We start from the raw sequence: 24,228 nt of genomic DNA, 5'->3' as shown, positions 1-24,228 counted from the left end.
GCAGGAGAGGGGGCGGGGGCCGCCGTCACCGGCCGGCCGCCCAGCTGATCGAGACCGCCTTGCGGGTCGCGTATTCCGCCATCAGCCCGATCATCAGCAGCGTCAGCGTGGCATAGAGCGGATAGTCCAGCGACGAGTTGCGCGGCGAATAGTTGATGAAGGCGAAGCCGCGCGTCTGGTCGATCAGGTGGAACAGCGGGTTCCAGGAAAACATCTGCAGCATCGCGCTGGGCATCAGGTTCGCCACGAACATCTTGCCGGAAAACACCATGTTGATGCGCTGGTAGAACTGCGTCAGCACCTGCGCCGCCTGCGGCCACCAGGGCCGCAGGGCCAGGAAGATCAGCCCGATGCAGCAGCCCGAGAACCAGGCCAGCACCAGCATGGCATAGCAGGCCAGCGGGTTGTCGATCTGGATCGGCTGGATCATGTAGTGATAGCCGCTCAGCACCACGACGGCCGAGAAGGTCTGCTTGTAGAGCGAGGCGAGCGCCGCGGCCGAGATCATCACCGCGGTGTTCATCGGCCCGTGCTTCATCATCTGGTTGTTGGGGTTGCCGGCCATGGCCACCGCGCCCATGGCCTGCGAATGGGCCATGAACATGAAGATCCCGGACATGATATAGACGATGTAGTCGCCCCGGATCGGCGCGTGGCGCATGCCCATGATGGCGAAAAGCAGATAGAAGCCCAGGATCATGCTGATGGCCTGCACCACCGTCATGATCAGCCCGACCACGGCGTTGCGCTGGCCCTTGCGCAGGTTGTTGACCGTCACGTGATAGATCAGCGACAGCGTGGTGAAAGCGGCCTCGACCATGTTGCGGCTGCGGTGCTGGGTGAACATGGTCGGGATGGCTCTGGCTGCGGTTTCGGTTATGGCTTTCGCGGGGTGCTTGCCCTGCGCGGTCCGCCGCATCATAAGGAAGCCGACAGCCGTGTTCAATCGGCGCCGCATCCCCGATGCTTCGGGACGGAAAGGAAAAACCATGCAATTCGATCGAATGATTGCCGAAATGCGACGTCTTGCCCTGCGGGCCGGCGACGAGATCATGAAGATCTATGGCGCCGAGGATTTCGATGTGCGCGCCAAATCCGACGCCTCGCCCGTGACCGAGGCCGACGAGGCCGCCGACGCGCTGATCTCGGCCGGGCTGCGCGCGGCCTTCCCCGACATCGCGCTGGTGACCGAGGAACAGGCGGCGACACATGGCCAGAGCCTTTCGACCTTCCTGATCGTCGATCCGCTGGACGGCACCAAGGAATTCGTGCAGCGTCGCGGCGATTTCACCGTCAACATCGCCTATGTGGAAAACGGCGTGCCGCGGCTGGGCGTGGTCTATGCCCCGGCCAAGAGACGGCTGTTCTATACCACCGCGCAGGGCGGCTCGGTCGAGGAAAAGGGCCCCTTCGGCGAAGAACCGGGCGAGCTGACGCCCATCGGCGTCAACTCGACGCCCGACAACCGGGCGCTGATGGTCGTCGCCTCGAAATCGCATCGCGACGCGGCGACGGACGACTATATCGCCCGCTACGGGGTGCGCGACATGACCTCGGCGGGCAGCTCGCTGAAGTTCTGCCTGGTGGCGACGGGCGAGGCCGATCTTTACCCGCGCCTGGGCCGGACGATGGAATGGGACACCGCCGCGGGCGACGCGGTGCTGCGCGGCGCGGGCGGCGAGGTGGTGCGATTCGATGACCACGCGCCGCTGACCTATGGCAAGCCGGGGTTCGAGAACCCGTTCTTCATCGCCTTCGCCCCCGGCGTGCTGCTGGTCAAGGACTGACTCCCATGTCCGTCGTCATCGTCATCCCCGCCCGCCACGCCTCGACCCGCTATCCCGGCAAGCCGCTGGTCGAGCTGCGCGGCGCGACCGGCGCGGGGCTGTCGCTTATCCGCCGCAGCTGGGAGGCGGCGCGAGCCGTCCAGGGCATCGACCGGGTGATCGTCGCCACCGACGACGAGCGCATCCGCGCCCATGCCGAGGGCTTCGGGGCCGAGGTCGCCATCACCTCGACCGCTGCCCGCAACGGCACCGAGCGCTGCGCCGAGGCGGTGGCCAATCTGGGCGTGTCGCCCGAGATCGTGGTGAACCTGCAAGGCGACGCGCCGCTGACGCCTTCCTGGTTCGTCGAGGAACTGGTCGCCGGGCTGCGCGCCGATCCCGGCGCCGACGTGGCCACGCCGGTCCTGCGCTGTTCGGGGGCCATGCGCTCGGACCTGATCGCCGACCGGGTGGCGGGGCGCGTCGGCGGCACCACCGCCGTCTTCGGCCATGACCGGCGGGCGCTGTATTTCTCCAAGGAAGTGATTCCCTATGCCGCGGCGGATTTCGGCCCCAGCGAGCCGACGCCGGTCTTTCACCATGTCGGCGTCTATGCCTATCGCCCGACGGCGCTGGCCGAATACCCGACCTGGGACGAGGGCCGGCTGGAGGCGCTGGAAGGGCTTGAGCAGCTGCGCTTCCTGGAACGCGGCCGCCGCATCCTCTGCGTCGAGGTCGAGGCGAAGGGCCGCGAGTTCTGGGAGCTGAACAACCCCTCGGACGTGCCCAAGCTGGAAGCGATGATGCAGCGCATGGGCATCGCCTGATGCCCGAAGGCGGGCTGCCTTCGATCAGCATCATCGTCGTCTCGCGCCACCGGCCGCAGGCGCTGGCGCGCTGCCTGGCCTCGCTGGCCGGCCAGGTCCATGCCGGTTTCGAGCTGGTGCTGGTGGCCGATCCCGCCGCCGTCGGCATCTGCCCGGAACTGCCGGCCAAGCGGCTGGCCTTCGACCAGGCCAATATCTCGGCCGCGCGCAACGAGGGGCTGGCGCTGGCGGCGGGCGAGGTGGTGCTGTTCATCGACGACGACGCGCTGGCCGAGCCGGGCTGGGCCGGGGCGCTGGCCGCGCCATTTGCCGATCCGCGCGTCATCGCCGCCACCGGCTTCACCCGCGGGCCCGACGGGCTGCGCTGGCAGGTCCGGGCCGAGCGAATCACGCCTTCGGGCGCCACCCTGCCGCTGCATGTCGCCGAAACCGCGCTGCTTGCGCCCGAGAACGGCTGCCCGGTCAGCACCATCGGCACCAATTCCGGCTTTCGTCGCGACGCGCTGCTGCAGATCGGCGGCTTCGATCCGGCCTTCGCCTATTACCTGGACGAAAGTGACGCGAACCTGCGCATGGCGGCGCGGTTTCCGCAGGGGCTGACGGCGGTGGTCCCGGCGGCGCAGGTGATCCATGGCGCCGCCCCCGGCGCCGTCCGGGGCGAGGCCGGGGTGCCGCGCGATCTGACCGCCATCGGCCGTTCCGCCGCGATCTTCGCCACGCGGCACGGCGGCGATGCGGGCTGGCTGCGCGAAGGCCAGCGCCGGCGGCTCCTGCGGCATATGGTGGCCGGCCGGCTCGACCCTTTCGCCATTGCGCCGATCCTGGCGACGCTGGACCGCGGCCTGGCGCAGGGCCGAGGGCAGGCGCCCACCCCGCCGGTCTGGAACCGGCCCCCGCCGCCGCCGTTCCAGCCGCTGCCGCACCGGGCGCCGGGCGGCGAGCCGCTGTTTCTGGCCGGCTGGCACTGGCAGGCGCGCGCCCTGCGCGCCCGTGCGGCGCAAGCCGTGGCGCAGGGGAGGCCCACCGAACTGCTGCTGCTGACCCCCAGTTTCCTGCCGCATCGGCGGACCCGCGCCGCGGGCGGCTGGTGGGAACAATGGGGCGGTCTTTGGGGCGCCTCGCTGCCCAGAGACCCGCCTGTCATATTTCTGAGCAAGAATGCGCGCATTCTGCGCGAGCGAGGAAATTTGCCTGGACGGCGGAGCGAGATCAGCGGAAAATCGCCGCAAAACGCAAAAATTGAATCGCTTTAACATTTTAAAGGAACGACTGTGCCGGCCAGGCGCTTGTTGCGCAGGCGCCCGCAAAAAGGGATAAATGCCCTGCGTCGGTGCAGAAATCAGGAGACCGAATTCATGACTCGCAAAGTCACCAAGGCCATCTTCCCCGTGGCTGGACTGGGCACCCGCTTTCTTCCCGCCACCAAGAGCATTCCCAAGGAGATCATGACCTTGGTGGATCGCCCGCTGATCCAATACGCCATCGACGAGGCACGGGCGGCAGGGATCGAGGAGTTCATCTTCGTCACCTCGCGCGGCAAGGGCGCGCTCGAGGATTACTTCGACCACGCCCATGAGCTCGAATCGAGCCTGAAGAAATCCGGCAAGAACGAATTGCTGGACATCCTGCGCTCGACCAACATGGAATCGGGCGCCATCGCCTATGTCCGCCAGCACAAGGCGCTGGGGCTGGGCCATGCCGTCTGGTGCGCCCGCCGCCTGGTCGGCGACGAGCCCTTTGCCGTCATCCTGACCGACGACGTCATCATGGGCGAGCCGCCCTGCCTGCAACAGATGATCGAGGCCTATCAGGAAACCGGCGGCAGCATGGTCGCCACCATGGAGGTTCCGGCCGAGAAGACCAGGGCCTACGGCGTGCTGGACGTGTCCGAGGACATGGGCGCCATCGTCCGCGCCCGCGGCATGGTGGAAAAGCCCAAGGACAACCCGCCCTCGAACCTGGCCGTGATCGGCCGCTACATCCTGGCGCCCTCGGTGCTGAGCAACCTCAACAAGCTCAAGCAGGGCTCGGGCGGCGAGATCCAGTTGACCGACGCCATCGCCGACGAGATCGCCGAGGGTCGCGACGTGTTCGGCCTGCGCTTCCGCGGCCAGCGCTTCGACTGCGGCTCGAAGGCGGGCTTCCTGCAGGCGACCGTGGCTTTCGGCCTGGCGCGCGACGATCTGAGGGATGAATTTGCCGACTATCTTTCCGACGTCCTGGCAATGCGCAAGGCGGCGGAATAAGCGGGCATGACGAACAAGGTTCTGGTGACCGGCGGCGCGGGCTATATCGGCTCGCACGCCTGCAAGGCATTGCGCGCGGCGGGCTTCGAGCCCGTCACCTATGACAATCTCTGCACCGGCTGGCGGCAGGCGGTGAAATTCGGCCCCTTCGAGCAGGGCGACCTCATGGACCGGGCCCGGCTGGACGAGGTCTTTGCCCGCCACAAGCCCGTCGCGGTGATGCATTTCGCCGCGCTGAGCCAGGTCGGCGAGGCGATGCGCGAGCCGGGCAAGTATTGGCGCGGCAATGTCAGCGCCTCGCTGAGCCTGATCGAGGCGACGCTGGCGGCGGGGGTGCGGAATTTCGTCTTCAGTTCGACCTGCGCCACCTATGGCGACCATGACGGTGTCGTGCTGGACGAGACGACCGCGCAGACGCCGCTGAACGCCTATGGCGCCTCCAAGCGCGCGATCGAGGACATGCTGAAGGATTTCGGCGCCTCGGACGGGCTGAAATCGGTGATCTTCCGCTATTTCAACGTGGCCGGCGCCGACCCGGATGCCGAGGTGGGCGAGTTCCACCAGCCCGAGACGCATCTGATCCCGCTGATCCTGGACGCCATCGATGGCAAGCGCGCGGCGCTGACCATCCACGGCACGGATTATCCGACCCCGGACGGCACCTGCATCCGCGACTATGTCCATGTGATGGACCTGGTGGACGCGCATGTGCTGGGGCTGAAACACCTGCTGGACGGCAAGGTGGCCGAGGGTGGGCACGAGGTCTTCTGCCTGGGCACCGGCAACGGTTTTTCGGTGCGCGAGGTGATCGACCATTCCCGGCATGTCACCAACCGCGCGGTGCCGCTGACCGAGGGGCCGCGCCGTGGCGGCGATGCCGTCAAGCTGGTCTCGGGCAGTGAAAAGGCGGTCTCGGTGCTGGGCTGGAACCCGGCGCGCTCGACCCTGCCGCAGATGATCGGCGACGCCTGGCGCTGGCACCAGAACGGCGGATATGAGGCCTGACCCGGCGGTTCTGCTGGATGTCTCGCGGCTGATCTCGCGGCTTGGCGGTGGCCCGGCGACGGGCATCGACCGGGTCGAGGCGGAATGGCTGGCCCATCTGCAAGACCGCCCGCACCTGCTGCTGTGCCGGGTGCGGCGCGGGCAGTTGCTGCTGCCGCCCCAGGCCGGGGCGGCGATCCTGCGCTGGCTGGGCGGGGCGCTGGACGACCTGCCGCCGCCCGACCTGCTGGACCGGCTGCGCGGGCGGCGCACCCTGGCCGCGCGGGCCGAGGCGGCGCTGCGCGGCATGGCGCTGGCACGGGCCGGTCGCGACGGGCGGGGCCTGGGCCGCGCCGCCCAGGCGCATCTGGGGCAGGGCGTCTATGTCAACGTCGGCCATGCCAACCTGCAACCGGCGCTGCTGGCGAACCTGCGTCCCCTGCCGCGGGCGGTGCTGATCCACGACACCATCCCGCTGGACCATCCCGAATTCACCCGCGCGGGTCAGGCCGGGAAGTTCCGCGACCGCTTCGCCGCCGCGCTGGGGCAGGCAGAGTTGATCCTGACCGTTTCGCAGGCCACCCGCGCCGATGTGCTGCGCTGGGGCGAGCGGCTGGGGCTGCCGGGCCATGCGCCGGTCGTCGCCGCGCCCATCGGCACCAGGCTGGCCGCGCCCGATCCGGCCGGGCTGCCGGCCGGCCTGGACCTGTCGCGCCCCTTCTTCGTCACCCTGGGCACCATCGAGCCGCGCAAGAACCACGGGCTGCTGCTGGACGCCTGGCAGTTGCTGGAGCGCGGGCCGAAGCCGCAGCTGTTCGTCATCGGCCGTCGCGGCTGGGAGAATCGCGCGATCTTTGCCCGGCTCGACCGCCTGCCGCCGGGCGGGCCGGTGCAGGAGCTTTCCGACCTGGACGACGGTGCGGTGGCGGCGCTGCTGAGCGGCAGCCACGGGTTGCTGATGCCCAGCCGGGCCGAGGGCTTCGGCCTGCCGCTGACCGAGGCGGCCGGGCGCGGCATCCCGGTCCTGGCCACGCCCCTGCCGGCGGCGCGCGAGATGCTGGGCGATTACGCGACCTGGCTGTCGCCCGACGCCCCCGCCGACTGGGCGGCCGAGATCGCGCGGCTGGCGGCTGCCTCGCCGCTGCGGCGGCCGGCCTTGCCGGTGCCGGCCTGGGACGGGCATTTCGCGCATTTCCACGCGGGGTTGAGCGAAACATTGCGCCTCTCGGAGGTTGCGTCTATGTGACGGGCAGTAAAAGGTAAAAAGAGTTCCCGTGCCGCGCCCGTTCAGGATTATCCGGCGTAAACTGAGGCTCCGCGCCCGCCGTCAATGGCTGCTGGGGCGCGCGATCCGCCGTCGCCGGCAGTTGCATCCGGTCTGGGACCGCACCGCCCGAATCGCGCCGGGCGACATCCTGCTGTTCATGACCATGCGCAACGAGGCGCCGCGCCTGCCGTGGTTTCTGGACTATTACCGGGCGATGGGCATCCGGCACTTCCTGGTGGTGGACAACGGCTCGCAGGATGGCGGGCGCGAATACCTGGGCGAGCAGCAGGACGTCTCGGTCTGGCTGACCCATGCCAGCTACAAGGCGGCGCGCTTCGGCATGGACTGGATGAACTGGCTCTTGCACCGCCATGGCGCGGGGCATTGGTGCCTGACGGTCGATCCCGACGAATTTCTGGTCTATCCCCATCACGACACCCGGCCCTTGCAGGCGCTGACCGACTGGCTGGATGCCAGCAACATCCGCGCCTTCTCGGCCATGCTGCTGGACATGTATCCCCAGGGCTCGCTGGCCGCCGAGCCCTATCGCGCCGGGCAGGATCCGTTCCAGATCGCGCGCTGGTTCGACCCGGCCAATTACGTCATCCGCAAGAACGGCGAATACGGCAACCTGTGGATCCAGGGCGGGCCGCGGGCGCGAGCCTTCTTTGCCGACGATCCCGAAAACGCCCCGGCGCTGAACAAGATCCCGCTGGTGCGCTGGCAGCGGGGCCAGGCCTATGTCAGCTCGACCCATATGCTGCTGCCGCGCTCGCTGAACCTGGTCTATGACCAGGACGGCGGCGAAAAGGCCTCGGGTTGCCTGCTGCATGCCAAGTTCCTGTCCAGCTTCGTCGAGAAATCCGCCGAAGAGCTGAGCCGGCGCCAGCATTACGCCGACAGCCAGGAATACCTGGCCTATCACGCCGGGCTGCGCGACGACCCGGATTTCTGGTGCGAGCAGTCCTGCGCGCTGCGGGACTGGCGCCTGCTCGAGGATCTGGGCCTGATCTCCAAGGGGAACTGGGCATGAGCGACGCGCCGGTGCGGCTGGGCGTGGTCATGCTGTGCCACGAGGAACTGCCCATCGCCGCCCGCATGGCGCGGGTCTGGGCCGAGGGCGGGGCGGCGGTCGCGGTCCATGTCGATGCCCGGACGGCCGAGGATGCGGTCCGGCCCATGCGCGCCGGGCTGGCCGACCTGCCGCAGGTGCTGTTCAGCCCGCGCCATCCCTGCGAATGGGGCACCTTCAGCCTGGTGCGCGCCACGCAGGACGCCGCGGCCCTGCTGCTCGGGCGGTTCGGGGACGTGACGCATGTGCTGGTCGTCTCGGGCGCCTGCCTGCCCTTGCGCCCGGTGGCGGATCTTTGCGCCTATCTGGCGTCGCATCCCGGACGCGACTTCATCGAAAGCGTGACGGCCGAGGATGTCGGCTGGACCGTCGGCGGGCTGAACGAGGAACGCTTCACCCTGCATTTCCCCTTTTCCTGGCGGCGCCGGCACAAGCTTTTCGACCGCTATGTCGCGCTGCAGCGCCGGCTGGGCTACAAGCGCCGCATCCCGCGGGGCCTGGTGCCGCATCTGGGCTCGCAATGGTGGTGCCTGACGCGGGCCACGCTGGGCGCGATCCTGGCCGATCCGCGCCGGGCCGAGTTCGACCGCTATTTCAGCCGGGTCTGGATCCCGGACGAAAGCTATTTCCAGACCCTCGCCCGCCGCCATTCCAGAAGCATCGAAAGCCGCTCGCTGACGCTGGCCAGGTTCGACGACCAGGGCAAGCCCTATATCTTTTACGACGACCACCTGGAGCTTTTGCAGCAATCGCGCTGCTTTGTCGCGCGCAAGATCTGGCGGGGTGCGGATCGGCTTTACCGGCATTTCCCGCCGGCCGAGGCCGCGGCCCCCCCGGCCGCCGAGCCCCGCCCCGAGCGGGTGGAGCGCATCATCGCGCAGGCGGTGGCGCGCCGGCGGCTGGGCCGGCCGGGGCTTTACATGCAAAGCCGCTTTCCGCTGAAGGACCGCGAGAACGGCAAGACCGCTGCGCCCTATGCCCTGTTCCAGGGCTTCACCGACCTGTTCCCCGGTTTCAAATCCTGGCTGGCCGGGCGGATCGACGCCGATGTGCATGGCCATGTCTTCGCCGTGCAGGGCGTCGAGTTCGCCGGCCGCAAGCCGCTGGGGCCGGGGGCGCTGCCCGACAGCGCCGGGCTGCGCGACCTGGACCAGCGCGGCTTCCTGGCCAACCTGATCCGCAGCTCGCAGCGGATGCAGGCCTGGCAGTTCAGCCCGCGCGACGGGCAGGAAATGAACTGGTTCCTCGCCACCGATCCCAATGCGCGCATCTTCGTCGTCACCGGCGCCTGGGCGGTGCCGCTGCTGCATTCCGACATGCCCTTCGACGACATCCGCCGGGTCGCCGCCATCCTGCAACGCACCGAACTGGCGCAGATGGAGGTGCTGAACTCGGTCTGGCTCAAGGCGCGCACGCAGGTCTGGGATCTGGGCGATGTCTGCGCCCGGCCCGCGGCCGTGCTGGGCGGCCTCTTGCAAGGGCTGGGCGGCGATGCCCGGGCCGCGGCCGACCTGCCCCGGATGTGCGACATCGCCGGCATGGGGCGGTTCCTGCAAAGGCTGCGCAATGCCGGGCTGCATCCGCGGCTGATGGGGGATTTCCCGGTGGCCGATCCCGCCCCGCCGACCAGCCAAGGAAACCCCGCGCCATGACCCAGCCCTTTCGCAGCTTTGTCATCTTCGCCGAGATGCGCACCGGCTCGAACCTGCTCGAGGCGACGCTGAACGCCGTCAAGCGCGTCACCTGCTTTGGCGAGGCCTTCAACCCCTACATGATGGGCTGGCCCGACAAGGACGAGCTGAAGGGCATCACCATGGCCGAGCGCGAGGCCGATCCCCACCGGCTGCTGGCCGCGATCTTCGACAAGCCGAACCACCTGCCGGGGTTTCGCTATTTCCACGACCACGACCCGCGCGTCCTGGACGCCATCATCGAGGATCGGTCCTGCGCCAAGATCGTGCTGACCCGCAACCCGGTGGACAGCTATGTCTCGACCGCGCTGGCGCGGGCGACGAACCAGTGGAAGCTGAACGAGACCGAAACCCCGATCCCCGCCGCCGTGCGCTTCGACGGCGCCGCGTTCCGGCAGGCGGTGGGCGAGATCGAGGCGTTCCAGCTGAAGGTCATGCACCGGCTGCAAGTGACCGGCCAGGCCGCCTTCTGGCTGGGCTACGAGGATCTGCGCGACGCCGAGGTGATGACCGGTCTCTTGCACTGGCTGGGCCGCACCGACCTGGAGCGGGTCGAGCCGGCCAGCGACCAGGTGCCGCAAAACCCGCGCGAACTGTCCGAGAAGGTCGAGAATTTCGACGAGATGCAGGCGGAACTGGCGCGCCTCGACCCGTTCATGCTGCGCCGCATCCCGAATTTCGAGCCGCGCCGCGGTCCCGCCGTGCCCTCGTTCCTGGGGGCCGAGGCGGGCAGGGGGCTGATCTTCATGCCGGTCAAGGGCGGGCCGACCGGCCGGGTCTCGGACTGGCTGCGGGCGATGGGCGAGGTCGCGGGCGATTTCACCCAGGCCAGCCTGCGGCAATGGAAGCGCCAGCATGTCGGCCATCGCAGTTTCACCGTGCTGCGCCATCCGTTGCTGCGGGCCTGGAAGGCGTTCGAATCGCTGACCCAGGGCAGGAATGCCGAATTGCGCGACCTGCTGCGGCGGATCCATCGCGTGCCGCTGCCGCACGATCCCGAGCTTGCGGCGCTGGACCAGGGCCGCAAGGCCGAGCTGTTCGCGGCCTTCCTGGACCTGCTGCGCCGCAACCTGAACGGCCAGACCACGCTGCCGACCTATCCCGGCTGGGCCAGCCAGTCCGAGGTGCTGGCCGGGTTCGCCCGCTTCGGCGCCCCCGACATGGTGCTGCGCGAGGCGGACCTGCCGCGCGAGCTGTCCTGGCTTGCCGCCAGCGTCGGCATCGGGGCGCCGGCCGACCTGCCCAGGGCCGGGCCCTTCCCGGATTTCCTGAACGACCAGGAACTGCGCGCCGCGGCGAAAAGGGCTTATCTGCGCGATTACGTCGCCTTCGGCTTTGCCGGCCAGCCCTAGCCTGGCCCGGCCCAGCCGTGACTAGCCCTGCGGGGTCATGGCCTTGCGCTGGCGGTTGCGTTCCAGCCCCAGTTGCCGCTCGCGCCAGATGATCAGGATGCCGGCGGTGATGACCAGCGCCGCGCCTGCCAGCATGACCAGCGTCGGCGCCTCGTCGAAGATGAACCAGCCGATCAGCAGCGCCAGCAGCATCGAGGCATATTCGAAGGGCGCGACCAGCGAGGCATCGGCATAGCGATAGGCCGAGGTCAGCAGGATCTGCCCCAGCCCGCCCAGCAGCCCGATCGTGACCAGCAGCGCGGCGGTCTCGGCATCGGGCCAGACCCAGCCGAAGGGCAGCGTCAGCAGCCCCAGCAGCGTCGACGTGACCGAGAACCAGAACACGATGGCCGAGGTGCGTTCCTCCTGCACCAGCTTGCGCACGAAGATCTGCGCCAGCGCCGTGCAGGCGGCGCCCGACAGCGTGACCATGGCGCCCAGGCTTTCCCTGTAGCCCATGGCGGCGCCGAAGCTCAGCCGCGGCGACAGCACGATGACCACGCCGACCAGCCCCAGCACCACCATGGACAGGCGGAACAGCCGCACGTCCTCGCCCAGGAACATGGCGGCGAAGATCACCGTCAGCAGCGGCGCGGCATAGCCGATGGCCGTGACCTCGGGGAAAGGCAGCAGGGCCAGCGCCCAGAAGCCCAGCCCCATGGCCGCAGTGCCGATCACGCCGCGATAGAAATGCCCCATCGGGCGAAAGGTCTTCAGCCCCACGCCCAGCTCGTGCCGGAAGGCCAGCCAGACCAGGATGACCGGGATGGCGAAAAGCGAGCGGAAGAACACCTGCTGGCCCGGCGGCACGCCCAGGCCCCCCTGGGCGGTCGCCTTGACGATCGAGGCCATGATGGTGAACACCAGCACGCTGAGGCATTTCAGCAGGATGCCGCGCAGCGGGCTTGGGGGCGTATGGATCATGGCAATCGCTCGCATGCCCAGCGTGCCGCATCGGCGACCGCGGGGTCGGGGTCATCGGCCAAGGATTCGGCCAGCGGGCGCAGATGTGCAAGCCCCGAATTGCCGATGGCGTAAAGCACGTTGCGCACCATGCGGTCGCGCCCGATGCGCTTGATCGGGCTGCCCGAGAAACGCTCGCGGAAACCCGCATCGTCCAGCGCCGCCAGTTCCGCCAGCGCCGGCGCGCCATGGGGCCCGTGATAGCGCAGCTCGGTCGCTTCCTGCGCGAACTTGTTCCAGGGGCAGGCGGCCAGGCAATCGTCGCAGCCATAGATGCGGTTGCCCAGGCTCGGCCGCAGCTCGGGGTCGACCGGCCCCTTGTGCTCGATGGTCAGGTAAGAGATGCAGCGCCGCGCATCCAGCTGGTAGGGTGCCGGAAAGGCCCCGGTCGGGCAGGCGTCGAGGCAGGCCCGGCACGAGCCGCAATGGCTGCGTTCCGCCGCGTCCCTGGGCAGCTCCAGCGTGGTGAAGATCGCGCCCAGGAAGAACCAGCTGCCCAGCTCGCGCGACAGCAGGTTGGTGTGCTTGCCCTGCCAGCCCAGGCCCGCCGCCTGCGCCAGCGGCTTTTCCATCACCGGAGCGGTGTCGACAAAGACCTTGATCTCGCAGCCGGTCAGCCCGACCAGCCAGCCGCCCAGGCGCTTGAGCCGTTTCTTGACCAGGTCGTGGTAGTCCTTGCCCTGGGCATAGACGCTGACCGCGCCGCGGTCCTTGTGGCCGATGACCTCCATCGGATCATGCTCGGGCGTGTAGAGCTCGGCCAGCATGATGACCGAACGCGCCTCGGGCCACAGGCTTCCCGGCGAGGCGCGCCAATGCGCCCGCTCGGCCATCCAGCCCATCTGGCCGTGGCGGCCCTGCTCCAGGAAGGCGGCCAGCCGCTCGGGCAGCTGCGGGTTGGCGTCGGGGGCGCAAATGCCAAGGGCCGAGAAACCCTCGGCCCGTGCCTGCTGTTCCAGCCGCGAACGGATCTCCGCCGGGTCGGTCGGCCTAGAAGTCGAGCAGCGCATAATGCGGCGCCGGGTGGACGCCCGGCAGGTGGTCGGCCAAAAGGCTGCGGAAGGCGGGCCGCGACTTGATCTTGGCATACCATTCCTGCACCTCGGCCGAATGGGTCCAGTCCACGTCCGAGATATAGTCGAGGCAGGACAGATGCGCGGCGGCGGTGAAATCGGCCAGCGTCATCACGTCGCCCGCCAGCCAGCGCCGATGTTCCAGCAGGCCCTTCATGTAGTCCAGGTGATAGCGGATTGCCGAAAGCCCGGCCTTGACCGTGCGCGAATCCGGGTAGCCCAGGCGCATCACCTTCTTCCAGACCCGCTCGTTCATTACCGGGCGCGTCACCTCGGCGTTGAACTTGTCATCGAACCAGGCGCAAAGCCGGCGCACCTCGTAGCGCTCGGCCGGCAGGGCGGGCATCAGCGAGGGCTGCGGCTGGATCTCGTCCAGGTATTCGCAGATCGCCTGGCTTTCGGCCAGAAGCCGGCCGTCCATGCGCAGGACCGGCAGCTTGCCCGCCGGGTTGCGGCGCATGATTTCCGAGCCCGGCTCCCAGAAACGGTCCTCGACCAGCTCGACCTCGATGCGCTTTTCGGCCAGCACCAGACGGACCTTGCGGCAAAAGGGCGACAGGGCGACATGGTAAAGGCGAATCGTGGAACTGGGCGAGGGCGTGTTCATGGGTGGAAAAACCGGTTCGTTCTCGGGCTTCCGGTTGATACGCTTGGGGACGCGCAGTTTCAACCGCGATGCGCGGCAGGGCGCGGATCAGCGCCCAAGCCCCAGGCAGGAATCGCGGCCATCCGCCCGGATCGTCTCGGCGCCGCTGACGATCGAGCGGGTGCGGGCCGAGCCGGTCTGCGGGTTGCGCGTGCGCGGTGCCGGCAGGATCGAGGCCAGCGCCGCCGCCTGCCGCAGGCTCAGCTTGTCGGGCGTGGTCTTGAAATAATACTCCGAGGCGGCCTTGATGCCGAAGACGCCGCGGCCGAATTCGGCGATGTTCAGGTAGACCTCGACGATGCGGCGCTTGGACCACAGCGCCTCGATCATCGGGGTATAGGCCGTCTCCATCACCTTGCGCGGCCAGCTGCGCCCCTGCCACAGGAAGACGTTCTTCGCCGTCTGCTGGGTGATGGTCGAGGCGCCGCGCGACGAGCCCGAGGCGATCACCCTGCGGATCTCGACCATGTCGAAGCCCCAGTGGTTGCAGAAATTGGCGTCCTCGGCCGCGACCACGGCGCGGACCATATGCGCCGAGACCTGGTCCAGGCCGACCCATTCGCGCGTGGCCCGGCCGGGAAATTCGCGTTGGCCCTGGATGATGGTCCAGGTGGTCGGCGGGTTGATGAAGGAAAACAGAAAGACCAGCACGAACATCAGCGCCAGCAGCCGCGCGCCGATCCAGCTGGTCCAGGACCAGAGCCACCGCGCCAGGCGGCGCAGCGGCCGCCCGACGCGCAGGCCGCGGCGCCGGCGCGTCACCTGCGCCTCGGGGTTGTCGTCAAGGGTGTCCGTGCGGTGGGGCATGGGGGCGTCCTGTCACGCCCATGCCCCTTGCGTCAAGCGTCAGGCCGAGGGCGACGGGTCCGATCCCTCCGCCGGCGCCACGCCCGACGCCGGCCGGTCCACATGCGGCATGCCCAGCGCCGTGCCCAGCTTGCCGCCGGCAAAGGCCTCGCGCAGGCGATCCTCCTCGGCCTCGGGCAGCGAGCTTTGCAGCACCCGGCCCCTCAGGTGGAAGCTTTCCAGCCGCGCCAGCACCTTGTCGGCGGTCATCTTGCGCACCAGGATGAACACGGCCGAGCCGCCGGGCGGGACGGATTGGCCAAGCTCGCGCATGAAATCGTCGTTGATGCCGATGTCGGACAGCGTGCCCGCGATGGCGCCGGCGCCCGCGCCGACCGCGGCGCCGATCAGCGGGTTGAGGAAGATCAGCCCGACCAGCGTGCCCCAGAAGCCGCCGCCAAGCGCGCCCGCCGCGGTCAGGTTCACGGCCTGGTGCAGCTGGATATCCTCGGCCGAGGGGCGGGTGACGACCACGGCATCCTCGAGCTCGATCAGATATTCCTTCTGCATCTTGACCAGTTCGGTGCGCAACTCGAAGCCGGTCGCCTCGTCGTCGAAGGCGATGACAAGCAGGTCGGACATGGCGGAAATCCCTCTTGGCTGATGGCGGGCCAACGCCCCGCCCGCATCGCGGGTTCCTTGCTGCGGCACAGGGTCGCGGCCGCCGAAATCCCTACCCGCTTCTTTCGTGGCCAAATATCCTCGGGGGTCCGGGGGCAGACAGCCCCCGGCCGCGACGGAGCGGCCGGGGGCCGCCGCCCGCCTATTCGCCGCCCGCCTATTCGCCGCGCGGAAAGCGCTTGGCCTCCTCCAGCACGTTCAGGTCCATGTGGTTGCGCATGTAGCGTTCGGATGCCTTCATCAGCGGCTGGTGGTCCCAGGGGAAATAGGCGCCGTTGCGCAGCGCCTCGTAGACCACCCGGCGCCGGGCCTGGCTTTCGCGCACCTCGGCGTCATAGGCGGCCAGGTCCCAGCGCGCCCCGGCCATGTCCCGCATCCGCGCCAGCACCCCGGCCGCCGCCGGATCGGCGGCGCGGTTCACCCGCTCGTCCGGGTCCGCGGCCAGGTCGAACAGCATCTCGGGATCGGCCGCGCAGGCGATGTATTTCCAGTCGCCGTCGCGCAGGCAGACCAGCGGCGCGATGCTGCCCTCGGCCGCGTATTCCATCGCCACCGGCCCGCGCGCCCCGGCGCCCTGCGCCAGCGACCGCCCGTCGGTCCAGGGCGCGACCTCGGCCATCGAGATGCCGGCAAGTTCGCAGAGCGTCGGCAGCACGTCGATGGTCGAGACCGGCGTGTCCACCCGCCCCGGCGCCATGCCCGGCGCCGCGATCATCAGCGGCACCCGCGCCGCGCCCTCGAAGAAGTGCATCTTGAACCACAGCCCGCGGCTGCCCAGCATCTCGCCATGGTCCGACAGGAAGACCACGATCGCCTCCTGCCGGGTGCGCTCCAGCACGTCCAGGATCTCGCCCAGCTTGTCGTCGATATACGAGATATTGGCGAAATAGCCCTGCCTTGCGCGGCGGATGTGATCGGGCGTCACCTCAAGGCCCCGCCAGTCGCAGGCGTCCATCAGCCGCTGCGAATGCGGGTCCATCTGGTCATATGGGATCGCCTCGGGCGGCTCCAGCTCGGGGATGCCCTCGTAGAGATCCCAATACCTGCGCCGGGCGACGAAGGGGTCGTGCGGATGGGTGAAGCTGACGGTCAGGCACCAGGGCCGCGCGTCGCCGCCGCGCGCCAGGTCGTAGAGCTTGCGGGTGGCGTGATAGGCCACCTCGTCGTCGTATTCGTATTGGTTGGTGATCTCGGCCACGCCGGCGCCGGTGACAGAGCCCAGGTTGTGATACCACCAGTCGATGCGCTCGCCGGGGCGGCGGTAATCCGGGGTCCAGCCGAAATCGGCCGGATAGATGTCGGTGGTCAGCCGCTCCTCGAACCCGTGCAGCTGGTCGGGGCCGACGAAATGCATCTTGCCCGACAGGCAGGTCTGCCAGCCCGCCCGGCGCAGGTGATGGGCATAGGTCGGGATGTCCGAGCAGAACTCGGCCGCATTGTCATAGACCCGCGTGCGGCGCGGCAATTGCCCGGACATAAAGCTGGCGCGGCCGGGCGCGCAAAGCGGGCTGCCGGTATAGGCGTTGGCATAGCGGGTCGAGCGCGCGGCCAGCCGGCGCAGATGCGGCACATGCAGGAACTCGGCCGGGCCGTCGGGGAACAGCACCCCCGACAACTGGTCGGCCATCACGATCAGGATATTGGGTCGTTGCAATTACTTCACCGATGCCATGACTGCTTCCGCGCCGGGTTTTCCATCCAGCGTGGTCACGCCGTCAAGCCATGCCGCCACCGCATCCGGGTTCTCGGCGATCCAGCCCTTGGCGGCCTGGGTCGGGTCCATGCCCTCGTCCAGGATCTTGCCCATCAGCAGGTTCTCCATCTCCACGGTAAAGACCAGCTGGCCGAAGAGCCTGGCGGCATTGGGGCAGGCGGCGGCCCATTCCTTGCGGGCCAGCGTGTGGACGGTGGCGCTGCCGTAATCGGGGCCGAATTCCTCGTCGCCGCCCGACAGGTAGGTGATGTCCAGCGCGACGTTCATCGGATGCGGCGCCCAGGCCAGGAAGACCGAGGGCTGGCCGGCGGCGTCGTTGCGCTGCACCTGGGCCAGCATGCCCTGTTCGCTCGATTCGACCAGCTCCCAGTCGCCCAGGCCGAACTTGTCCGCCTCGATCATGGCCTGGATGGTCTGGTTCGCCGGCGCGCCCGGCTCGATGCCATAGATCTTGCCCTGGAAGGCGTCCTTGTGGCCGTCGAGATCGGCGAAATCCTGGACGCCCAGGTCCGCGGCCGCAGCGGTGACGGCCAGGGTGAACTTGGCGCCGGTCAGGTTCTGCACCAGCTCCTCGGTCCGGCCCGAAGCGTCGAGGTCGTCGCGGAACTTCTGCTGCGCCGGCATCCAGTTGCCCAGGAACAGGTCGGTATCGCCGTTCTTCAGCGCCTCGTAGCCGACGGGGACCGACAGCGTGCGCAGGTCGGGCGTATAGCCCAGCCCTTGCAGCAGCGCGGTGGCGACGCCGTTGGTCGCGGTGATGTCGGTCCAGCCGGGGTCCGAGAAGCGGACGGTGCCGCAGCTGGCGGGATCGTCCGCCAGCGCGGGCGCGGCGGCAATCAGGGCAAGGGCAAGCGAGGGCAGCAGGGCGGTTCTGGACATGATCGGGCCTCTGGTTTCCTGCCGCGGCCGGGCCGCGGCTTCCTGCGCCATCAGCCCACAGGCGGGATGCGGGATCAAGAGCCGATGCCGGCCCGCCTGCCGCGGATTTCCCGCAATGCGACGTTCCCGGCCTTGACGCGGCCGGCCTGCTCGATCAATGGTGGCGCCGTTCGGGGCCTGTAGCTCAATGGTCAGAGCAGGGCGCTCATAACGCCTTGGTTGGGGGTTCGAGTCCCTCCGGGCCTACCAAACCCCGTCATTTTTTATTGTCCTTTCATGTGGTTAGAGGAATTATTGGCGAACCATTGGACAAGGTTCACCACGGTTTGTTCCCGGTTCGGCCGCGCCAGAAGCTTTTGCATCGCGGAATCCGCCAGCCCTTCACGCAGCGCCGCTTGGGTATAGCGCTGCACTTCGGCCAATGTCTTGTGCCCGGTGATCGCCATGATTTCATGCGGCGTCGCCCCCGCCTCGGCCAGACGCCGGGCGCAGGCCTTGCGCAGACCGTGGGCGGAACATTCGTCCAGTCCCGCCGCATCGCACCATTCGCGCATCTTGTTCCCGAGGCCCGCCGCCGTCCGACCCCTGCCATAGGCTGTCGCGAGGAAAGGCCGGTCCTTGGGCAAATCGCGGATCACCTTCCAGAGGTCGGGGTGGATGGGGATACTGACCGGGACGCCGTTGCTCTTCTGGGTCTTCTGGCGGGTATATTGCAGGCGCGGGCCATCCGCCGTTGCCTTGATGCTGGCCCAGCCGAGCTTGACGGCATCGACCCGCGCCGCCCCGGTGTAGAGCATGAGCGTCACAGCGATATGCGCCATCGTGCCCGGCTCGTGCTCCTCGAAATAGCCTGCGATTTCGGTCTCGTCCCAGGTGTGGAACCCGTCGCCCGCGATCTTGTAGGCTTTGGTCAGCCGCGCCGGGTTGAACTTGATCCAATCCAGCGCGATGGCATGGTCGAAAAGCTGGCCGAGGCGCTTGCGCAGGTTGTTCGCCGCCGCCGGGGTGTCGGCCTTCTTGCCGAGGATCGCCATGACGTGCTTGCGCTCCATCCGCACCACCAGCTTCGTGCCATGCTCCAGCCGGAACGGCTCGATCACCCCCTTGTAGGTCTTCTTCGTCAGTTCGACGAGGTTTCGCCATTCCGGGGTGCGGTAGTAGCTGGCGACCAGATCGTTGATGCTGCCCGGAACTGTCTGCGCGGCTCCCGCCCCCGCCTTCCGGCCGGTGCGATGTTCCTGCACAGCGGCCTCGTAGCGCCGCACGAACTCTTCCGATCCGTAATCGGTGCCAAGCTCCCGGCTGAAACCACCCTTTCGGTAACGCCAGCGGCGGGTGCCGTGGCGGTCTGCATAGGCCGAAGCCCCCGGAAACGTGCGCTTCTTCTTCATCGCAGAACCTCATCCCATTCGTTCGGGGCGGTATCGGCGGCTGCCTCCACCGGCTTGGCTGTGATCCGCTCCGGCTCAATGATGATGACGGGGGCCGAGAAGCCAGCGCTCCGGTAGGCCTTCAGCACCTTCTCGACATCGGACTGTCTGAAGGCCGAACGGCGGTTGGCCATCAGCCCCTTCCTTCCAAGGCTGCGGCCCTAGCCCTTCCGTTGGGCAGCGCTTCGTTCCAGCCAGCCGCCTCAGCCGCCAGGATCGTTTCGACATGACTGGACGACAGAAACACCGTGCGCCCAAGGCAATAGAACTGACCATAAGCACGGGCCTTTTCCCGCAGCCGCCGGGCCGACAGTTTGATCCCGCGCACCCGCAGTTGCTCGACCCAGCTTTCCGGGGTCTGCGCATCCTCTACAAAACTCGTCATCCTGCGCCTCCTGCTACCTCTCGATGCAAGTTTGCGCAGAACCACATCCGAGACAAGAAATCTTGCGCGAAACGTCGAAAAATGCCCATATAGGCGCACAAATATGCGCATTCCAAGGTGGCAGGATGACGACGTACAGATTTCAGAAGCGAACGCCCGAAGAAAAGGCCCGAATCGAGGCCGAGATGTTCGAGGAACTGGAGGCCGAGTATCGGGAGATCGAGCGTTCGCAGCAGGAAGCGGCCTGCGTCCCGCACGGGAACCTTCGGCGTTTCCGCAAGACCAAGCGCCTGACTCAGGAGGAAATGGCAAAGACCCTGGGCGTGGGCCGCCGCACCTACCAGCAGTATGAGGACGGCACACGCTCCCTCCCCCTGCCCGCGATGATCAAGCTGGCGGCGTGGCTGGACTGCGACATGAACGAGCTGGTGACGGGTGCGCCGCTGCCGGTGTCATACAGCGCCCGCACCCGGATCGCCGAGACGGCCATCGACGCCTTCCGCGTCCTGCTCAAGGAGTTCCCGGAGCTTCCCCTCTCCGAAGTCAGGGACAAGGCCGCTTTCGCCGCCGCCGCCACTCGGTCGGAGCCGGACTATAGCCATGATCGGCTGCGGCGAGAGACGATAGCCGAGGTTGCCCGGAGGGAGGCTGAAGAGTACGAAGAGATTCTGCGACGGGAGGGGGGCTGAGCCGTGCGGGTTGTGGATGGCGATGTGCCGGGTGGGATATATGCTGTTGTGAAGGGATGGGCGGAATCGGTCTCTCGCGGCGGGCGGCCTGAACTGCTGCGATCGGGAGAAATGAGATCTCTAGCGCCTGGCGATGGACGGAAAAAGCACTTCTACTCCCTCGGCGATGTGGCAACCACGCGCTACTATTGCCTTGAGATCTTTGCGGACATGCAGTCATATACTGACGACCCAAGTTATCGCTCGACGTGTCTTTAGCTTGAGCCCCTGGAACAGACAGTAGGATCAGATGGAAGAACTTTTCCGCACCCTTCGTCATCGAATGAATTGGACAAACGCAAAGAAAATTTTGCAGGCCAACGGCATCTCCACGAGTCACGGCTGGGACAGCACACTTAAGAAAATCGAGGATTCAGGGCAACAAGTCAATCACGGAGCACTAGAAGATGCGTTGGTTGAACATCTGCTATGTGGCGAGAAGTTCACCAAGCTCTATGCGGTTGATCCGTCACTTCGAAACGTAATCCAGAATAAGTTGTTAAGCGCTGAAATCTCTAATACGCCCGCCACTAAAAGCTATCCTCATCTAATGCCCGACGAGGAGCTGATGAAAGCTACTGGGGATATGGCTATCGTCAGAGCAGAGAGTAACGAAGATGGCATTGGGCTTATGCTTTCTTCGGTATTCTGGATCAGAACCCGTGAAGAAATTCCCTTTCAGGAATTTGATGACCCTGCCGGGATGAAAGCTTTATACGACGAGGTTGTTGGGCTGAAGCGGCAGCCAGTCCAGATGTTCCACGTGATCTGGATGCCTCACGAGCGCGATTTTCTGGAGGTTCGCGTGGACTTTCCCCGTGGAGCATCGGAGGCCGATGTGCATGGGTTACATTCAGTTCTAAAAACGATCATTAACAGCTGGGGTATTGTAGAACTCGGCAGGGCTGTGAACCTCTTCCCAGCGGTGCGTCCATTTTACGAAGACGCAACGGAAGGCACGGTAACGCAGATGACGTTCCAGACTACAACTGGCGGTATCAAAGACGAAAAGATGCCGCGTAGGCGAGCTAACGCCGATCAGCGGACGGAAGCCTACCATGTCGCGGGAAAGGGTGCAGTGGAAGCCATCGCGATCTATCGAATCACCGTAGAGTGGGCTTTCCACGAAGATGGGGTGTCTTATGTACCATCATTGATGCTGTCGGCATCCGGTCCAGCGGGTAACGGTACAAATGGAAACCCAATAGTAACAGGCGCGAAGATCCAGAACTGCGTGCGGGCAACCGACTACGAGTTTGTAATCGACCGCCTTGGAAAAAAGGCTAAACTAGAAGTCGACAGCGTGCAATAGTGCCGACATGAACCTCGGGGAGTTCAGAGACCGCTTAGCCGCCTCAAGGCTTTCCGCAGACATGCGGTCCGCGTGTCTGGCTATTACGGATATTCTCTCTGATTTCCGAGCAGGCGACGGCGCGCACATCGGGTTATCGTTCTTCTATGAACATCTTGATAGCGACAAGCATCGAGAATTGCTTCTGCCAGCATTGAGCATCCTGGCTTCACGTGAAAGTGCAATACTTGAAATTCATGGTTATCTCGATGACGCTGAGGAGGGACAGCTCCACCTAACTACAGAAGAATTTCAAGGCTTGATGGAGAGTGGCGTTCTTGCTCATCCGATATCTGGTAAACTCGTAGATGAGCCTATGCGTCATGTCCGAATTTTCTACTCCTTGAAGGCTGGTGAGTAGATGGCTGCTGAAGACATGCGCTTAGCAGACTATTTGAGTTTTTTCGGGGGAAGTGCGGGCGGGCGAGCCGTGCGCTGGCAGCTAGCTAAAACGCATGATGAGCGTTTGAAGATTCTCGAAGAGAGCTTGGCATTTTGTTTTTCACGATTGGTCGATACGCGTGGCTTAGAGGAGAACAGAGGTGAAGACGAACTCACGATGCGGATCGCCGATATGCTTGAATCCGGAGGTATTTCGGCAACCCATGATCGGCATGTGAACGGCCATTGCGATCTGATAATCGAGCACGACAGCTTCATGTGGTTGGGTGAGGCCAAGGTCCATAGAGATTACGGCTGGCTTGAGGATGGCTATCACCAGCTTTCTCATCGGTATGGGACCGCTATGCTGGGGCGGGATCACGGTGAGCTGATCATCTATCATCGGCAGGGCGATTCAAAAGCCGTTCTAACCGAATGGAGAGACCGTCTTACGGCTGCCCATTCCGATGTGACAATCACAGAAGACATTGAAGGCTCCAATTTGAATTTTCGAACAAGCCACAAATGCCCGAACTCAGGGTGTATTTTTTTCGTTCGTCATAGCATTGTCCCGTTGATGCACGCGCCGATTAAATAGCATGGCCGGATGCTGTATCTGGTACGACTATCCTGGTAGGGGCCGTTTCCATTCCTTCCACTGCCCAGCACAGGTCGCCCGCGTAAAACAACCTGTACGCATCAGCTCACGCCCTTGGCTCGACATCTTTCCAGTGCCGGTTCACCGGCATCCCCTTCGCCCGCCGGGCGGCCTCCTGCACCGTCACCGGGTAAAAGTCCCAGGCGTCCACCCCGACATTGACCGCGTTCGCACTGCCCTGCCAGTTGCCATGCACATGGCCGAACAGATGCAGCGCGCCCTTCCGGGCGTGGTTCCAGGTCATCATCGGATAGTGGCAAAGCGTCACCGGCCGGTCGCTGGCCGGGTCATCGACCTCGACCAGCCACGACACGCTGTCCCAAGGCAACGCCTGGGTCAGCGGGCCATCGTGATTGCCCACCACCAGATGCCGCCGCGCGCCGGGCAGCTGGCCGAAGATCACCAGCAGCCAGTCCTCGTCCTTCGCCTTCGGCCCGAAGGCGAAATCGCCGACGATCCAGAGATCGTCATCGGGGCCGACCTTCTCCCACAACCGTTCGATCAGCACCGCGTCCATATGGCCGGTGTCGCGGAAGGGGCGGCGGGTGTTGGGGATGATGCTGTCATGCCCGAAATGCGGGTCGGCGGTGTACCAGTGGGTCATCGTTACAGGTCCAGACGGAAGGAAGGTGGCTTGTGCCCCGGCGGGGGCGGCGCGGTCAACGTCTATCGGTCGCCGCAGCCATCGACCCAGCCGCCGCGTACCAGCAGCCGGTCGCGGTCCCATATGTTCAGCGTGTCGATCTGCCGCCAGAACATCTCCATCGCCGCGAGGTAGTCGCCGCCATCTTCGATCCGGCGCGGGTCTGGGCCGAAGACGCCAGCAAATAGGGGATCGAGGATGCGCGCCGCCATGAAATCCGAGGCCGGGTTGTCATAGGCGTCGGAACTGTCGCCGTTGTCGATGAAAACCAGGCTGCCGCCGAACCGATCGCGCAGCATCGCGGCATAGCCATCGGCCTCCGGCCAGGACCACCAGCTCCGGCAAACGTGCAGATCGGTGCCCGTCACCTCGCGGAAGGCATAGATTTGCGCCAGCACCTCGCCGCGATCCGCGACATCGTGGAAGACGCTGAACCGGACCTGAAGGCCGGTATGCAGCACCAGCAGATCGAGCAGGTTGGCCAGAGCCACCGGATCGGGCCGCTCGGCGATCACCACGTCAATGGAGCCATCGGTCTGGGTCAGCCCCAGCACGAGATTGTTCCAGGCCGCCCTCGGCCCCGGCGCGAGGGAGTCCAGCGCGGTTTCGGCCGAGGCCGTCGCGGCAAGGCAGACCATTGTCAGCCCTGCAAGCAGAACGCGCATG

General features: G+C 66.4%; 26 protein-coding genes and 1 tRNA gene. 14 read left to right on the top strand and 13 right to left on the bottom strand.

The window, feature by feature from the left end; genetic code table 11:
* Positions 1–25: 25 nt before the first annotated feature.
* Positions 26–847, bottom strand: coding sequence for an ABC transporter permease (locus IT40_RS07230; protein WP_036752462.1), 822 nt, complete (start codon positions 845–847; stop codon positions 26–28).
* A 142-nt stretch (positions 848–989) separates the two neighbouring features.
* Here IT40_RS07230 and cysQ point away from each other — a divergent pair, with 142 nt between their 5' ends.
* The 9 genes from cysQ (at position 990) to IT40_RS07185 (ending at position 11,205) form a co-directional block, all read left to right on the top strand.
* A complete protein-coding gene (cysQ, locus tag IT40_RS07225) occupies positions 990–1,787 on the top strand; it encodes a 3'(2'),5'-bisphosphate nucleotidase CysQ (RefSeq protein WP_036752393.1) in 798 nt (265 codons plus the stop codon).
* Between the two features lie 5 nt (positions 1,788–1,792).
* The gene (locus tag IT40_RS07220) at positions 1,793–2,593 is read left to right on the top strand and encodes a 3-deoxy-manno-octulosonate cytidylyltransferase (protein ID WP_036752391.1); all 801 of its coding nucleotides are present in this window, start codon (positions 1,793–1,795) and stop codon (positions 2,591–2,593) included.
* Positions 2,593–3,846 carry a glycosyltransferase family 2 protein gene (locus IT40_RS07215; protein ID WP_052095775.1) on the top strand — a complete coding sequence of 418 codons (1,254 nt, stop codon included), beginning with the start codon at positions 2,593–2,595 and terminating at the stop codon, positions 3,844–3,846. Before IT40_RS07220 ends, IT40_RS07215 begins: the two co-directional genes overlap by 1 nt.
* A 102-nt stretch (positions 3,847–3,948) precedes the next feature.
* Positions 3,949–4,839 carry a UTP--glucose-1-phosphate uridylyltransferase gene (locus tag IT40_RS07210; RefSeq protein WP_036752388.1) on the top strand — a complete coding sequence of 297 codons (891 nt, stop codon included), beginning with the start codon at positions 3,949–3,951 and terminating at the stop codon, positions 4,837–4,839.
* Between the two features lie 6 nt (positions 4,840–4,845).
* Entirely contained in the window at positions 4,846–5,844 is a 999-nt protein-coding gene (galE, locus tag IT40_RS07205; protein WP_036752380.1) for a UDP-glucose 4-epimerase GalE, read from the top strand.
* Positions 5,834–7,069, top strand: coding sequence for a glycosyltransferase family 4 protein (locus IT40_RS07200; RefSeq protein ID WP_036752377.1), 1,236 nt, complete (start codon positions 5,834–5,836; stop codon positions 7,067–7,069). The genes galE and IT40_RS07200 overlap by 11 nt, the downstream gene beginning before the upstream one ends.
* A gap of 28 nt (positions 7,070–7,097) precedes the next feature.
* On the top strand, positions 7,098–8,123 hold the full coding sequence (locus IT40_RS07195) for a glycosyltransferase family 2 protein (protein ID WP_084196893.1): 1,026 nt from the start codon (positions 7,098–7,100) through the stop codon (positions 8,121–8,123).
* Positions 8,120–9,814: a DUF5927 domain-containing protein gene (locus tag IT40_RS07190; RefSeq protein ID WP_208021297.1), complete on the top strand. Its 1,695-nt coding sequence runs from the start codon at positions 8,120–8,122 to the stop codon at positions 9,812–9,814. Before IT40_RS07195 ends, IT40_RS07190 begins: the two co-directional genes overlap by 4 nt.
* Positions 9,811–11,205, top strand: a complete 1,395-nt coding sequence (locus IT40_RS07185) for a hypothetical protein (protein WP_036752373.1) — start codon at positions 9,811–9,813, stop codon at positions 11,203–11,205. The genes IT40_RS07190 and IT40_RS07185 overlap by 4 nt, the downstream gene beginning before the upstream one ends.
* Before the next feature lie 21 nt (positions 11,206–11,226).
* On the opposite strand, the gene IT40_RS07180 is transcribed toward IT40_RS07185, so the two are convergent.
* The 7 genes from IT40_RS07180 to choX form a co-directional block, all read right to left on the bottom strand.
* On the bottom strand, positions 11,227–12,168 hold the full coding sequence (locus IT40_RS07180) for a DMT family transporter (RefSeq protein WP_036752370.1): 942 nt from the start codon (positions 12,166–12,168) through the stop codon (positions 11,227–11,229).
* Complete coding sequence (gene queG / locus IT40_RS07175; RefSeq protein WP_052095774.1) at positions 12,165–13,217, bottom strand: tRNA epoxyqueuosine(34) reductase QueG; 1,053 nt, start codon at positions 13,215–13,217, stop codon at positions 12,165–12,167. Before queG ends, IT40_RS07180 begins: the two co-directional genes overlap by 4 nt.
* Positions 13,198–13,887: an FtsZ-binding protein FzlA gene (gene fzlA, locus IT40_RS07170; RefSeq protein WP_036752368.1), complete on the bottom strand. Its 690-nt coding sequence runs from the start codon at positions 13,885–13,887 to the stop codon at positions 13,198–13,200. The genes queG and fzlA overlap by 20 nt, the downstream gene beginning before the upstream one ends.
* Positions 13,888–13,974: 87 nt before the next feature.
* Positions 13,975–14,733 carry a monofunctional biosynthetic peptidoglycan transglycosylase gene (gene mtgA / locus IT40_RS07165; RefSeq protein ID WP_036752366.1) on the bottom strand — a complete coding sequence of 253 codons (759 nt, stop codon included), beginning with the start codon at positions 14,731–14,733 and terminating at the stop codon, positions 13,975–13,977.
* A gap of 39 nt (positions 14,734–14,772) precedes the next feature.
* A complete protein-coding gene (locus tag IT40_RS07160; RefSeq protein ID WP_036752363.1) occupies positions 14,773–15,354 on the bottom strand; it encodes a DUF1269 domain-containing protein in 582 nt (193 codons plus the stop codon).
* Positions 15,355–15,550: 196 nt separating this feature from the next.
* Entirely contained in the window at positions 15,551–17,047 is a 1,497-nt protein-coding gene (gene betC, locus IT40_RS07155) for a choline-sulfatase (protein ID WP_036752360.1), read from the bottom strand.
* A complete protein-coding gene (gene choX, locus IT40_RS07150) occupies positions 17,048–17,986 on the bottom strand; it encodes a choline ABC transporter substrate-binding protein (RefSeq protein ID WP_084196897.1) in 939 nt (312 codons plus the stop codon).
* A 173-nt stretch (positions 17,987–18,159) separates the two neighbouring features.
* On the opposite strand from choX, the gene IT40_RS07145 reads away from it, so the two are divergent.
* Positions 18,160–18,235 (top strand) — tRNA-Ile (locus IT40_RS07145).
* Between the two features lie 14 nt (positions 18,236–18,249).
* Here the strand turns inward: IT40_RS07145 and IT40_RS07140 are convergent.
* The 3 genes from IT40_RS07140 to IT40_RS28415 are packed head-to-tail and all read right to left on the bottom strand — an operon-like array spanning position 18,250 to position 19,801.
* A complete protein-coding gene (locus IT40_RS07140; RefSeq protein WP_052095773.1) occupies positions 18,250–19,377 on the bottom strand; it encodes a site-specific integrase in 1,128 nt (375 codons plus the stop codon).
* Positions 19,374–19,550, bottom strand: a complete 177-nt coding sequence (locus IT40_RS28420; RefSeq protein ID WP_157034062.1) for a hypothetical protein — start codon at positions 19,548–19,550, stop codon at positions 19,374–19,376. The genes IT40_RS07140 and IT40_RS28420 overlap by 4 nt, the downstream gene beginning before the upstream one ends.
* Positions 19,550–19,801 carry a hypothetical protein gene (locus IT40_RS28415; RefSeq protein ID WP_116171069.1) on the bottom strand — a complete coding sequence of 84 codons (252 nt, stop codon included), beginning with the start codon at positions 19,799–19,801 and terminating at the stop codon, positions 19,550–19,552. The genes IT40_RS28420 and IT40_RS28415 overlap by 1 nt, the downstream gene beginning before the upstream one ends.
* A gap of 125 nt (positions 19,802–19,926) precedes the next feature.
* On the opposite strand from IT40_RS28415, the gene IT40_RS26630 reads away from it, so the two are divergent.
* From IT40_RS26630 to IT40_RS27370, 4 genes are all read left to right on the top strand, one after another.
* Entirely contained in the window at positions 19,927–20,490 is a 564-nt protein-coding gene (locus IT40_RS26630; RefSeq protein ID WP_052095772.1) for a helix-turn-helix domain-containing protein, read from the top strand.
* Between the two features lie 289 nt (positions 20,491–20,779).
* On the top strand, positions 20,780–21,841 hold the full coding sequence (locus IT40_RS28410) for a hypothetical protein (protein ID WP_147307259.1): 1,062 nt from the start codon (positions 20,780–20,782) through the stop codon (positions 21,839–21,841).
* A gap of 7 nt (positions 21,842–21,848) precedes the next feature.
* The gene (locus IT40_RS28405; protein ID WP_147307260.1) at positions 21,849–22,241 is read left to right on the top strand and encodes a hypothetical protein; all 393 of its coding nucleotides are present in this window, start codon (positions 21,849–21,851) and stop codon (positions 22,239–22,241) included.
* The gene (locus tag IT40_RS27370) at positions 22,242–22,859 is read left to right on the top strand and encodes a hypothetical protein (RefSeq protein ID WP_084196889.1); all 618 of its coding nucleotides are present in this window, start codon (positions 22,242–22,244) and stop codon (positions 22,857–22,859) included.
* A 106-nt stretch (positions 22,860–22,965) separates the two neighbouring features.
* Here IT40_RS27370 and IT40_RS07125 read toward each other — a convergent pair whose 3' ends face one another.
* Both IT40_RS07125 and IT40_RS07120 read right to left on the bottom strand, forming a co-directional pair.
* The gene (locus tag IT40_RS07125) at positions 22,966–23,523 is read right to left on the bottom strand and encodes a metallophosphoesterase (protein ID WP_036752355.1); all 558 of its coding nucleotides are present in this window, start codon (positions 23,521–23,523) and stop codon (positions 22,966–22,968) included.
* A 62-nt stretch (positions 23,524–23,585) separates the two neighbouring features.
* Positions 23,586–24,227: a hypothetical protein gene (locus tag IT40_RS07120; RefSeq protein WP_116171070.1), complete on the bottom strand. Its 642-nt coding sequence runs from the start codon at positions 24,225–24,227 to the stop codon at positions 23,586–23,588.
* Position 24,228: the final 1 nt, after the last annotated feature.

The organism is Paracoccus versutus (assembly GCF_000763885.1).
Lineage (GTDB): Bacteria > Pseudomonadota > Alphaproteobacteria > Rhodobacterales > Rhodobacteraceae > Paracoccus > Paracoccus versutus.
The sequence above is the reverse complement of the archived record's forward strand: the minus strand, read 5'-3'. Positions and strand labels throughout refer to the sequence as shown.